The sequence below is a fragment of the Halorubrum miltondacostae genome, from assembly GCF_041379815.1.
Classification (GTDB): domain Archaea; phylum Halobacteriota; class Halobacteria; order Halobacteriales; family Haloferacaceae; genus Halorubrum; species Halorubrum miltondacostae.
This window is the reverse complement of the sequence record NZ_JBEDNY010000006.1, coordinates 195,319-208,703: the sequence shown is the minus strand read 5'-3', so window position 1 is coordinate 208,703 and position 13,385 is coordinate 195,319. Positions and strand designations below refer to the sequence as shown.

The following is a 13,385-nucleotide window of genomic DNA, read 5'->3' as shown; positions in this document are numbered from 1 at the left end:
TCGACGCCGCCGCGGTATCTGTGCGTGTGTCGACCGTTTCGATCTGATCGATCGTCTCGTCCGCAGTCGATCGTACCTCCTCAACGGTCGCTTCGATCTCTGTCGCGCGTTCTTGTGCCTGTTCGGCAAGATCTTTGACTTCGTCGGCGACGACGGCAAAACCGGACCCCGCCTCACCCACACGGGCGGCTTCGATCGAGGCGTTCAACGCCAGCATGTTCGTCTGGTCGGCAATCTCGTTCAACATTGCGACGATGTCGTCGATCTCGGTTACCGTCTCACGAAGCGTCTCTAATTTTTGTTCGGCCGCAGCGGCCGCGGCTTTTGCTTCGTCGACATCGTCATTTGCCTCTCGAGCTGAACCGCGTGCCGTTTCGGCTAGCGAGGCCGTATCCGAACTAGACTTGTTCGCCTCCGCGGCACCGCGAGAGAGCGACTCGATTGCGTCGCTCGACTCGCTCAATTCTGTTCCGATCTCAGAGAGGAGTTTCGCGTGTTCAGCCGTGAGCGTCGACAGCGGAGTACTTCCGTCCGGATCCGCCGCCCTGTCCGACCCCGCGTTGCTATCCGGACCGCGTGATTGTCGACTCATGAGTGTGCGCCCGCAAAGGCGGTTACCGTACACTCCCGCGGGGGCTATTTAATCGTGGTCCGCACATTATCAGATGCGATGTCAGACCACAACCACGACGACGGCGACGTTCACGCCTGTGACTGCGGCGCGACGTTCGACACGCTCGACGCGCTGAAAGACCACGCCAAGGAGAATCACCCCGACGCGTACGAGGAGAACTTTGGGGACGAGGAGTGAGTCTGAGCACACGATTCGAGCGATGAGCGGAGACGCTACCTGTCCGACCTGCGGCGACGAGACGGAGAGCCGGCTGGCGATCATCGAGCCGTCCGAACTAAAAGCGGAGCGGGAGTACTGTCTCACCTGCGAAAAGTTCGTCGACGAGGACGCGCGGCAGCCGGAGTGAGGCGGCGGTCGTGCGGCCGAACCGAACCCTCGCGGGGGATTCATATCTGCCGGTTCTGTCGGGAGTACGTATGACAGAGTTTGACGTGATCGTGATCGGCGGCGGGACTGGGAACAACGTCGCTGCGGCTGCGGCGGACGCCGGCGTTGTCGACGTCATCGACGAATCGTGTACCTGTCCCGACTGGCAGCAGCGTTCACAGTGATTTTGAGGGCGGAAGCCCACGACTTCAGTCGTGGGAGGAAGCCCGACGACATAATTAAGTGGTTACTTTCGGTATGAATTACAAGCATATCTGTTCGATCTTCTCCGAGGACTGCGGCCAGTGCGTCGGCTCGGTCAATGAGCCGATTGGGAGCCCGAAACTGGACACGCTTCTTGTCCGTACTCATGATGTGTACATTGTGAGTCAACCTACGTAGCCGTTTTTGTGACTCTGATCTGCGTCTCACACGTTGGCTGGCCGCTATTTTAACTTCAATCAAAGTAAATCCGACCAATCGATCCCCCACCCCAAAAGACATATTTAATCTGATTGTGTCGAATTTTTTATGCCGCGCAACCCAGGCAAAGACAATAGAAAAAATCCACCGGGCTCGGACGACTCACCTGGCTCATCTAAGCCCCCTGAGGAACACCCATATAGTGCTGCTGATGATCTTGAAGACACGATTAGCAGCGACAAATCGGTAGCACCAGATGAAGATACTGAAACATCAGTAACTAATAGAACAGGTAATGTGAAGCCGGAGGTCGCTGATGACGACTTCGACATTTTAAATCCTGATACTATCGGGAAATCTGGTGCTAACGAAAACGAACTGGAGAATAGATCTTCGAACTACGAAACATCGGCTAGTTCTTCTCTCAGCAGCCAACTCGACATTAGCGGGGCGGAAAGTTTCACCGACGAAATCGAATCTGAGCAAGAGTACATCCAGATCACACCTGTCCGCGAGGAGGTGAACTCAGAGACTGTCAAGCGAGAACTGTACGGGCTTCACCGCTACGGAAACGGGCGGAAACTCCCGCTTGATATGGAGCTCCACGTCGCCGGCATCCAGCCAGTCTCCAACTTCGAATTCATCATCTACAAGCCAAAAGACGAAGCACAGTTCAAGTTCTTTTTCGGCCCCGGAGAGCGCGGCGATGTCACTTGTGACCGTCTCGAAGGCACCACGCGATCGCAATATCCGGAGAACTTCGAGTTCGACCGAGAGCAATTCGACATTACGAACGTCTTCGACGAAGTCCCTGAGATGGTCCGGTGGGAAGGCGTCGAAGAGAAGCGGCGCGACTGGATGACGACGCTCACGTCGTACGACAACGAAGCGATCGAACGCTCCCCACTTTCGAATCTCCTCGAGACCATCATCCAGACCGACGGCTCGGTTATCTTCCAGTGTGTCTTCGAGCCGCGCTCGGACTGGTCTCCAAAAGCCGAGCGACAGAAAGGAAACCTCAAACAGGGCGTCCACACCACGGGAGGGCTCTTCCTCCGCACACTGCTCGACGGTGTTCTCGGCGTCTCTGACGAAGAGAAGAAAGAGCGCCACCGTAGTGACACGCCCCACGAGATCGGCGGCTCAATCCACGACTCCCAGACCGGTGGCTTCCGCTCGGGAACCAGTCGTATGGGACAGATCGACCTGAAAGATCCCTCGCACACGTACAACGTCTCGCTCCGAGCCGCTGCGTCGAGTGCGGACACTGCCCGCAATCTACAGGACTCTCTCAATCAGATTAGTGGGAAGTTCTACTCCATCGAGGGCAACTATCTCGGGACAAACGAGGCCGAGTACAAGCGGATGCTCAACCACGGGCTCACGTACCCGAACGGGCTCGAATCGTGGACACGTCGCAAACCGCTTCTTGTCTGTAACATCGACGAGCTCTCGAACTTCATCACGGTCCCATCGATCGACTCGCTTCCAAAAGCCAGCCGTGGAGGGACCGGCGGGATGCCCACGGCGCAGTCCCCGCTCACCTCTCCGAACGAGGAAGTATTCAAAGAGTTCTCGAAGGGGATGACTATCGGCCACGCAGTCACCGCACTCCGAGACGACAGTGGAGCACCAGAGCAAATCAGCACGATAGAGAGCAAGAATGAGTGGTGGGACCAGCTCAAAACACGCGACGCGATCACACTGTCGTCGGACCACCTCACGCAGCACTACATCCGGGCGGCGACCACTGGGAGCGGGAAAACGGTCGCAACGCTCAACGACATGCTCACTTCGCACAACGATCTCGAAGGCCCAACAGTCCTCATCGACCCCAAAGATGGGGAGATGTGTGAGAACTATCTGCGGTGTCATCGGACGCTGTTTGGCAACCTCGACGACGTCAAATACATCCAGATTCCAGAGAAGAACGGGATGGTCCCAGGGATGCCGTTCTTCGACCTGCGGCCACTCACGAAGGGCGGCGGACGGAGCAGAGAGACGGCCAAACAGGACATCATCGACCACTACTTCCAGATCCTCAGGTTCGTCCTCGGAAAGAAGACTGTCGAGCAAGCGTTCGTCGCGAACGAGATCCTCACCAACCTGATCAAGGCGCTTTTCGACAGCGAACACGGGAAGGACTACTTCTCAATCGGCGAACTCATGGAAGCAGCACAGGAGTTTCAAAAGCACGGTAAGGAAGTCGAAAACGTCGACGACGACTACAAAGACGTACTCAAGGCAATCCCACGAACGTCGGACACGCAGGTCACATCGATCCTCGAGTCGCACCTTGAGAAGGACGTCCGGCAGTTCATGAACACCACGGACGCGGTCCTCAATCGGATCCGGAAGCTGAAGGAGCGCGACTTCATCTGGGACATGCTGTCGTTCACAGTCGAGGACGAGTACTGGAACGACGACACCAACTGGTACAGCAAAGAGATCCCGATGCTCGACATGAAGAGCATCCTCAACTCCAACAAGGTCGTCCTCATCGACACGGGCAGTCTCCGTGGAGCCAGCAGTGAAGTGTTCACCGTGCTGTTCCTCTCGCACCTGTGGACGGCCGCACAATCCATCTGGACGCCGGACAACGACGAGTACATCACGAACGTCATCATCGAAGAGTCGGCCAACATCGCTCGCAACGAGATCGTCTACCGCGAGCTGCTCCCGAAGGGGCGAGAGTTCAATCTCTCGCTCGGACTCATCATGCAGTATCCAGAGCAGGTCCTCGGAGATAATCCGAACGACAACCGTCGAGCGTACAAAGAGATCCTCAACAACATCAACACGAAGATCATCGGCAACGTCGCAACGGACGACCTCTTGGCCGAATCGTTGTTCCACGAGGACCTCGACAACGACGAGATCAAAGACCGCATCGCCGGCCTCAGGCGTGGTGAATGGATCGTCCAACTGCCGTCGACGGGCTTCCACAAACAGAAGCCTGAGATACTCACTCTCCGACCGCTGCCCATCCCACCAGGGCACAACGCAGGGCCGTTCAACGTCAACTCGCTCGCAGAGAATATCCGCTCGCGGAGCCGAGAACGGCACTGTGTAAGCCGCGATCACGACGCGATCGACATCGACAGCGGAGTCAACGCTGGCGGTTCGGATAGCGACGACGATGACGACGAAGACAACGACGAGGACTCCATCGAGGACAACGAGGGCTACTCCGAGGAACACAAGATGTTCCTCAAACTGGTCTTCGATGCGCTCACTGACGGGGTGAACGGCTACCACATCAAGGACACGATGAAAGAGCTCCCGTACAGCGAGACGGCGAAGGACCTAGAGGAGTGGGGCTTCCTCGAGAAGTTCGAACTGGGCAACAGACAGGCGTACTACTGGCCGACAGACGAGGCGGGTGTGATCACCGACAAGACGCTCGCCCCGCGGACCGGCGGAGAGTACGGTCGGGAGAGCCCGAAGCACCGCGTCGGCGTCCTACTCATCAAGGCCTACTACGATGAGTTGGGCTACGAGACGCACATGTACTACAGTCCAGAAGGGCAAGAGAAGAAGTTCGACCTCGTGGCCGAACCGACAGCAGAGTCTCCCGACGACCGGCGCAAAATCGTCGAAGTAGAACTCACACCAGAGCACAAGCGACACGTTGTCGACGACTCGATCAAGCTCGCTGGCGAGTACGGCGATGCGATCTGGGTAGTCGAAGACATCGAAGCCATGCGTCAACTGCTTGGCTCACTGACTGACCAGATCGGGTATGTTGAAGCCACCAGCACGACTAACTTCAAGAAGACTAGCGACATACTTGATGCGGATGGCATTCAGGAAGTCTTCGGCATTAACAAACTTCGAGACGAGTTGAACGATATGTAGTCCGGCTACTAAGTGGCTATTCATTCTTTTTCCTAATCTCTCACCCAGCAACTAGCACCCTGTAGATAGTGACCACCGCATTTTCAGAATGTGACTACGGAGTCGGTCTGACCAGCCATCACACAGTGATCAAATTAGAACTAAAGAGTAGTCGGTACAGCAGTCCAACTAGCAGCAAAGAGTAGTCAGTATAGCAGTCCAACTAGTAGCAAAGAGCGTCCGGTACAGGGAGTGCTTGACCATCTGCCAAGGTCTGAATCGACCATTTCTCGGGCTTAGCTATACCTGCGCTTGTACCATCTTCACCACGCATCCGTTCGCGAGATTCCAGACAAACGTGGAGCGTTGATTCTGTTTCAAGCCTGTAGTATACTGCTATAACTATAATAAATGCGACAAAATCGCATAAGTGTAGCGTGTTAATGACTAGACGTGAGCCGGTTAGGGGGCCTCAGTCATTAATTCTGTAATGACAGTACGTAAAGCGATTTCTGGGGGTTGTTCATAAACTAGTTTGTGTAGCGGGAGTCGAGAGTCGCAGTTTGGACTGACGTGTAATTACACTACGGCAGCCGGTTTGGGGTGGTATTTCATAACGCTTGTAATGACACGACGGAGTAGAGATAGAAGGGTGTAGTAATAACGGCTAGATCGGAAATCATGTAGCGCTTGGTGGAGCAGGGGTTTGGCTATAATAACATGACGTGGGCGGCATGAGGCCATTTCTTCATTAATCCCGTAATGACTGTACGGGGGTCGATTACGGCGACTCCGTCATGAGGTCAACTAGACTACAGAAATTGGGTGATAATGACAGGACGTGACGGCCATAGCAGTATTTTGTAATGAAAGTAGTAGTTTAGATGACAAAACCAGTAATGACATGACGGGGTGGGGTTTTGGGGTGCTCTTCATGAACAAACCCTCCCCCATAATATCGCTGCGTGGGTTCTGACGGCCTGAGAGGGCTTTATAGATGCTCTAGTATATCTCTCGATCAGTCTGCGTAGGTTCGAGAAATTACAGTGTTAGGGGCTTAGGGGGCAAACCGACTCAAAGGTCGACCGCGTAGCGATGGATCAGGACGGGGCCGGGGTGAGAGAGAAGAAATCAGAGATGGGGAAAAAAGTCTCTCAGCATATATCAGAAATCAGAGACTGAATCTGAAGTGAGGGTGAACGGGGCTCAGATAGGCCATTCAGCGATCCCCGAGACAGGACAGACAGAGAAGCAGGCACCAACGGAGGAAAGCACAACGACAGATATCGGCTGGCGCAACCGACCGAACAGGGAGGACGCCGAACGGGTAGACTCGTAAACAAGTGGGGGTACACGACGACACCAACCAACAGTACTGGGACGACCAGCTCGGCGACGTTGACAACAGCGGATACCAGACAAAACTGTTGCCAGCGATCGTGGGGCGTGGCTAGAACCCTAGAGAGGGGATGATGGGGTGGGTGGTGAAAGCGAGGAAGCTTCCCCCGGCTGCTGCCAGAAAGACACAACGGGACGAAATTGAATGTGAGGTGCTGGTGAAGAGCCCACGGGGGTGACAAAATAACAATAATCAATAATCTGAGGGGACGACTTAAGAGGGGACCCAGTGAACGCCAAAATACGATGCCGACAAAGATCTCCGGCTACATAGCTGACGAACTGGCGGAGCTTATTGACGAAGTGGCAGACCATCACGATATCCCGAGGAGCCGAGTGCTTGAATTGCTACTGCGAGAGGGAGTGAACAATCGCCACCAGCGGATCCGGATGGAGCAACTCGACATCAAGATGGAGCGCCTGCTTGTCGATCTCGGAATCAACCCTGACGGTGTGTTCCGTGACGAAGTCAGAGAGCGCAGTGAAGAAGTCGGCAACATGCCACTGCCCGAGGGGACGACCGGCGTCGACCTCGTCACGCCACACCCCTACTTCGGCGGCGATGGGTGGTACCACGAGAACGACGACGACTAACTGCTGACCGGCAGTACTAATATCTCTACTACAATTACCTCGATCAGCGAAGAGACTGATATCAGGCTTCAGCGTTGCGTGGAACAAGTGTTAACAGGATACTCGCCACTAATACACATATATGAAAATTGAGGTTGATGCGCTTGGGCAGTTTAATCAACTTGCTCATGATGGGTCGAAACAGGCTGCGCAGTCACTTGGCCAGCTGACTGCTGTCCAGCCGACAGTTGAAGCGACGAGTATTGACCTCCTTCGACGCCGAGATATCGTTGCGGATCTCCATAATCAGGAACTTGTTGGTATTTCCAGTGACTTCTCTGGCGGGATTGCTGGGACAGCACTACTTATTTTCAATATGACAGGCGCAAAGACTCTCGCGAAGAGTCTCCCTGGCGACAACAATGGAGAGATCGGTCTTGAACCCCGACTCACCGAAGTCGGAAACATCATGCTAAGTGGATTCATCGACGGTTGGGCAGACTACCTCAACCAGTCTATCGATCAGCGTCCACCAACGTACCTCACTGGGGATGGAACAGATGTTATCCCGGAGTCGTTACCGCTCAATGAGACCTCAAACCAGGTGTTGACGATAAATAGTACGTTTGAGACGGCAAACGCGGTCGTTGAGACGACAGCGTATATTTTCCTTCAGGAAGCGTCGTTCAAGCGTCTTCTCGATAATCAACTCTCCAGTGAGTCGATCCCAATCCCGCTCGACAAACTCCAAGCATTCAGCCAAATGGCTGCGAAAGGTGGTAACACCGCCGGCGACAATATTACGACGATGACTGGTATCGAGACAACGGTCACGATTAGCCGCATGAGTTTTCTCCCCGTTGAACAGATCGGGCCGCGACTTGGTGATGAACAACACGTTGGTGTGGTTGCCGAACTAACTGGCTTACCAACCGGATATATCCTCATCCTCTTCGATGAAGCCTCTGGTGAAACAATCGCGGAGGCGATGGGTACCGGCGAGGTTACCAATGGATTTGAAGAGCTACACAAAAGCGCAATTGAGGAGATCGGGAATATCATGATCAGTGGCTTTGTTGACGGCTGGGCCAATGTGCTTGGTACATCGAACCAGCACACTCCTCCGGAATTCGTTCACGATTTTGCGTCGGCTATTGTTGACCCAATAATGCTTGATCTTGCGACAACACAAGAGTATGTGTTTGGATTCGATACACTTATTCAAACGACATCGGAACCCGTGAAATGTCAGATTCTCGCGCTCCCGAGGGCTGAGGAGCTCAAACAGGCACTCAATGAACTATCGATTAGCGAACTGTCTGCCGATGTTGAGGCCAAAATGAAAGCTGATCCTCAGTCATTATTCGACAACCGCACGGAGTAGCTGTGGCGAATGTTTTGAACTGGCTGCTGGATGTCTATCACTTACAAACTACTCCAAGATCGTACAGACAGAGTACTCCATAAGCGGTCTTAGGTCTCCAATTTTGCGTTTCCACAGAGAAGATGTATCTTCGGCTCTGTTGAAATCCGATTCTTCAGATACTTTTTCATCTGAAACAGCCGGTCGCTGAAAGGTGCGTATGTGCTACTGTAGACCCTGTCAGATCTCGTTGATTTTCAGAGGAGCGTGCTGAATACACGGCGCGTATTGGTCAAGACACACGAGTCGAATCGTTCAGTACAGGGGGCACAAACTACATACTGAGGAGACGATAATCAGGGAAGTGAACGATGAATAAAGACTCACAACGAGCGGCAGGCGTTTGGGCCGTTTTCTTTCTCCCATTCGTAATCCTCACCGGGTTTCTGTACGCTCAGAATCAACTTACGATCGAGTTCGTCGCATTCTACTGGTTCCCTCCTGTCATCTTGACTGCCATTGGAACAGTCCCGCCGCCTTGGAAACCGGTCAGTAGCTAAGCGAGCGCGCTCTCTCAGGTGATTTAGCTGTAAATCAACGAAATAAACATCGTGGCTACTCTTCTATGACACGTAGCGAGCGGAAGCCCACCCCTTTAGGGGTGGGTGTGAGCGACAGCATAGCCCGGCAATCCACGCGCTACGACTCGTCTGGATGTTCCACCGCTTCCAATCCCGCTTGGATAATCTCCCGATAGGCTTCTTCGAGGCTCACGTCCTGCTGTTCGGCGTAGTCTTTCACGCGCCCGTTCAGTGTGTGCGAAATGTCGATGTTCGGTCGCATCTTCTGTGTCCAAAAGACATTTAGACGTACACTAACAAATGTCTGCTGTCGTGAGGCGAACCAACACGTTCGCGGTCAGACCGCTCACCACGGATGACGAGCGACTGCTCCGTGAGCTGTTGGACGCCTCCGCCAGTCTCTGGAACGAACTCACCTACGAACGTCGCCAGAACTTCTTCGACGGCGAATCCGTCTGGGATACCGCCGACTACCGGAAACAGTACGTCGGCGTCCTTGGCTCCGCCACCTCCCAGCAGGTCATCCGCAAGAACTCAGAGGCGTGGCGCTCGTTCTTCGCCGCCCGTGAGGATGGCGAGGACACCGCTCCACCGGGTTACTGGGGAAACGAGGACGACGGCAGGGAATTGCGGACGTACGTCCGCAACGACCAGTACACCCTCGAAACCGGCGAGCGGAGTCGACTCGAAATTCCCGTGGGCCAAGAGTTGAAAGACGAGTACGGGCTTGGCTACCACGACCGGTTGCGCCTCGAAGTCGCTGGCGACCCGAAGTGGGAGGGCGAACAGGGCCGGTTGGAACTGTACTACGACGAGGTGGACGACACGTTCAGGGCCATTCAACCCGTCACCGTGCCTGATTCTCGACGGGATTCACCACGAGCCGAGGAATCGGCTGCCTTAGACGTGGGCGCGAACAACCTCGTCGCCTGTACCACAACCACCGGTCAGCAGTACCTCTACGAAGGCCGCGACCTGTTCGTTCGCTTCCGCGAAACTACCGGAGAAATCGCCCGTTTACAGAGATTCAAGGAGAATGCCTGACCCTTCAGGGTCAGGATGAATTCGACAAAGCATAGTAGAAATCACTGACGATAGCACGGCCCGATATTCCAACAAATATTTACGATATCGTACCTATTTACAGGTGTAATGGTCACGGTAACTGTCACCGCGAAGTTCCACAATCCATCCCTCTCACGGCGCAAGGAGTGGCAACGCGCCTCTCAGCTCTACCGTGACACCAAGCGGTTTTGTATCGACGGATGGGAGAACGGCGACTTCGGCAAGTCCGTGACCACAGCCAGCATCGACAACGAGCTCTACTCGGCCATCCAGAACCAAGCCATTCGAGAGGCGAAGTCTGACCACAGCAAGGACGGAAAGGTTCGTTATCGAGAGAGTCAGCCGTTCGCCGTCAACAACCAAAACTGGGAGATCGACACGACCGAGAACGACACGGTCGTTGTCGGATTCCCCTGCGTCTCTCAGTGGTGGTATACCCCGATAGAGGTGTACGAGGACATTGCCGACTCCGTAGATCGACTTCTCGGAGGTGACGCCGACAAGACCCGGCTACAGGTCTATCGGCGCGGAGACGATTGGTTCTGTACATTCAATATCGAGTACGACGCCGACACATCGGGTGAAACGCCTGTCGGTGTCGATATTGGCGAACGGCACGTCCTCGCCGCGACTGCTTACGGCGAAGGCGAATCTATGCTGGTGTCTGGTGGTGAGGCGAAATACGTCCGGCGCAAATATCGTTCCCTACGCGATTCGCTACAGGAAGCGGGTGCGCTTCGCGCACGCAACCGTGTGGGTGACAAAGAACAGCGTCGGATCAAAGACTTGAATCACAAACTCTCCCGTCGTCTCATCACGTTCGCGGAACAGTTTGAGAACCCCGTCATTCGGATGGAGGATCTCGAAGGTATCCGTGAGAACAGCTCGTGGTCAGGTGTCCACTCGTGGCATTTCCACCAACTCCAACAGTTCATCACATACAAAGCCGAACGCGCTGGTATTCGCGTCGAAAGGGTCGATGCTTACCATACCAGTCAACGCTGTTCGGCGTGCGGCTCGATGGGAACCCGTGATGGCGATCAGTTTTCGTGTTCGGAGTGTGGGCGTGGACGGCACGCTGACCTGAACGCTTCAGAGAATATCGCACAGCGGGAGGGAGAACCATGTACGGCGTAACAGTTCAGCTGACGCGAACCGTGCTACCTCGCTGGGTGAATAGCCAGCCGTCGTTGACGCCCGCTGTATGCGGGGAGGAAGGCCCCATTGACAGGGCTACACGCGCTGGAAAGCACACCGTCGGTCACAATTCGGTGGCAACCTTTGACGGGTCACGCGAAAGCGTACTTGAACCCCGAGGAAACGCGCAACCTGAATATCCACTTTGTGGATTCCCGCGTCTTTAGGCGCGGGAGGATGTCAAAGGCGAAACTCCGCGAGGGACGGTACAGCAGCCGACGGATTCGACGCCTCTACCGCAAGCGAACACGACAACGCGACCACGCACAGGAGGCACTCGTGCGCGACTTGGTGGAACGACTGTTCGATGAGGGCGTGACGACGGTGTACGTAGGCGACCTCACCGACGTGCTGTCGGAACACTGGTCGGCGCGAGTGAACGAGAAGACGCACCAGTTCTGGGCGTATCGCTCGTTCATCGACCGACTCGCCACGACCGCCGAGGAATACGGAATTACGGTCGAAGCTGAGTCAGAAGCGTACACGACGGCGGAGTGCCCGGTGTGTGGCGAGCGAGACGATACAGAGCGGGACGGCGACGTGTTCCGGTGTTCGTGTGGCTACGAGGGTCACGCCGACCTCGGTGCGTCGCGGACGTTCCTCGAACGACAGGCTGGCACCGAACTTGAAGCAGGGTCGATGGCACGGCCCGTGCGCCTCAAGTGGGACGACCACCGTTGGTCGGAGCTACCACACTCTCCCGAGAGGGCAAGTCCCAACGAGGAGCGCACAAACCGGAGTACCCGCAAGGGGAAACTTGCCTCCGTGAGTGGATAGCCAACATCCCCACCGGAGGAATCCCACGGCTTCAGCCGTGGGAGGATGTCAAACCCTGCTACATGGCTACCTACCCGCACGTCGACGACAGCGTCGGAACCCACCTGACGCGACCGCGACGTACTGTGACGACGACGAGCCCGCGCTTTCGATCCGGTTCGACGAGCTCCCGCCAGGTGTCGACGATCTTGCCGACGACGCGCTCGGCGTCGTCCGGATCTGCGTCGGTTACGAGCGACGGAGGGAATCAATTTTTCACTGGGAGAAACACAGCGAGACCACCTTTAATCATCAGCCACAATATCTGTGTATGAATCAAGATACGACTGTGCCCGCTCCACAGGGGCAATTCTTTGGGATGCCGTACGACTTCCGACGGCCAACTCTCAGCAGAGTCAAAGCTCGGTTCTGGAACCCTGCTGACGACCGTCTGTTGACGCCGATGGTCTTCGGGTGGGGGTACGCTGTGAATCTCCGTGCGTTCTTTTGAGTGCCCCTCAACCCGGGGGGTCGCGCGCGACTGAATTGGGCGCTCCGGAAATGTTCTGTCGGGCGGTTCCGCGACGTCGACCGCTCGCGCTCTTTGCCCGGTGGTTTCGTGTATTCATACCACCGTGTTACCGTCTTTTGATGCTACCGGGTTATAACGTTATAGAAGGGGGTTTGAATCGCTCTCACGCCGCTTCGTCTCAAACTCATTTATAAGATCGCGGTAGAGCCATGACTCCGTTCTTGGACGGTCACTATACACTCCTGCGTGGAATATTTAGCTATCGCCCACGTAACAAAAGATCAGTAATGACTGACGCAACCTGCCCCACATGCGGCGACGAGACGGAACACAGGCTAGCAATCATCGAACCTTCGGATCTGAAGGAGGAGCGCGAGTATTGCCTTACTTGTGACACGTTTACGGACGATAACGCCCGCAGGCCGGACTGAGACAGGAATCGGCGAATAGTTACCTAACATCGCGAGGGGGGTGGCGCTGGAGTTGGTCGGATACCTCTACATGGCTGAGGGAGTCATAGAAGACTTCCCACACCCAACACCGATCGCTCAAGACAGGATACCCACATACTAGCCCGACACTCAAAAATACCAAAATATTGTTACGAATCACGTGCGAGACTTGGAGCCAGAATATGAAGTAGTGATTCAGCAACCAAGC

Annotated in this window: 9 protein-coding genes and 2 pseudogenes; 9 read left to right on the top strand and 2 right to left on the bottom strand. The window is 55.1% G+C overall.

Translation table 11 applies throughout. From position 1 onward, the window contains the following. The coding region (locus tag ABNG04_RS15490) for a methyl-accepting chemotaxis protein (RefSeq protein ID WP_371163277.1) at window positions 1–463 on the bottom strand (463 nt) is incomplete at its 3' end. A gap of 207 nt (window positions 464–670) precedes the next feature. Between ABNG04_RS15490 and ABNG04_RS15485 the strand changes: the two genes are divergently transcribed. The 6 genes from ABNG04_RS15485 (at window position 671) to ABNG04_RS15460 (ending at window position 8,615) form a co-directional block, all read left to right on the top strand. Next, window positions 671–811 (top strand): hypothetical protein, encoded by a 141-nt coding sequence (locus ABNG04_RS15485; RefSeq protein WP_371163276.1) that lies wholly within the window; start codon window positions 671–673, stop codon window positions 809–811. A 22-nt stretch (window positions 812–833) separates the two neighbouring features. Beyond that, window positions 834–980 (top strand): hypothetical protein, encoded by a 147-nt coding sequence (locus ABNG04_RS15480; protein WP_371163103.1) that lies wholly within the window; start codon window positions 834–836, stop codon window positions 978–980. A 70-nt stretch (window positions 981–1,050) separates the two neighbouring features. Beyond that, window positions 1,051–1,185: a hypothetical protein gene (locus tag ABNG04_RS15475; RefSeq protein WP_371163287.1), complete on the top strand. Its 135-nt coding sequence runs from the start codon at window positions 1,051–1,053 to the stop codon at window positions 1,183–1,185. Window positions 1,186–1,720: 535 nt separating this feature from the next. Continuing rightward, entirely contained in the window at window positions 1,721–5,281 is a 3,561-nt protein-coding gene (locus tag ABNG04_RS15470; RefSeq protein ID WP_371163275.1) for an ATP-binding protein, read from the top strand. Between the two features lie 1,623 nt (window positions 5,282–6,904). Next, window positions 6,905–7,252 (top strand): hypothetical protein, encoded by a 348-nt coding sequence (locus ABNG04_RS15465; RefSeq protein ID WP_371163274.1) that lies wholly within the window; start codon window positions 6,905–6,907, stop codon window positions 7,250–7,252. 121 nt (window positions 7,253–7,373) lie between these two features. Continuing rightward, window positions 7,374–8,615: a chemotaxis protein CheC gene (locus ABNG04_RS15460; protein WP_371163273.1), complete on the top strand. Its 1,242-nt coding sequence runs from the start codon at window positions 7,374–7,376 to the stop codon at window positions 8,613–8,615. 678 nt (window positions 8,616–9,293) lie between these two features. Here ABNG04_RS15460 and ABNG04_RS15455 read toward each other — a convergent pair. Next, the gene (locus tag ABNG04_RS15455; protein ID WP_371163272.1) at window positions 9,294–9,437 is read right to left on the bottom strand and encodes a hypothetical protein; all 144 of its coding nucleotides are present in this window, start codon (window positions 9,435–9,437) and stop codon (window positions 9,294–9,296) included. A gap of 38 nt (window positions 9,438–9,475) precedes the next feature. Between ABNG04_RS15455 and ABNG04_RS15450 the strand changes: the two are divergent. The 3 genes and pseudogenes from ABNG04_RS15450 to ABNG04_RS15440 form a co-directional block, all read left to right on the top strand. Further along, window positions 9,476–10,198 (top strand): annotated as a pseudogene (locus tag ABNG04_RS15450) (transposase); the annotation flags it as partial. Window positions 10,199–10,327: 129 nt separating this feature from the next. Next, window positions 10,328–11,377: an RNA-guided endonuclease TnpB family protein gene (locus ABNG04_RS15445; protein WP_371163271.1), complete on the top strand. Its 1,050-nt coding sequence runs from the start codon at window positions 10,328–10,330 to the stop codon at window positions 11,375–11,377. A gap of 243 nt (window positions 11,378–11,620) precedes the next feature. Beyond that, a pseudogene (locus ABNG04_RS15440) lies at window positions 11,621–12,214 on the top strand (zinc ribbon domain-containing protein); the annotation flags it as partial. Between the last annotated feature and the right edge of the window lie 1,171 nt (window positions 12,215–13,385).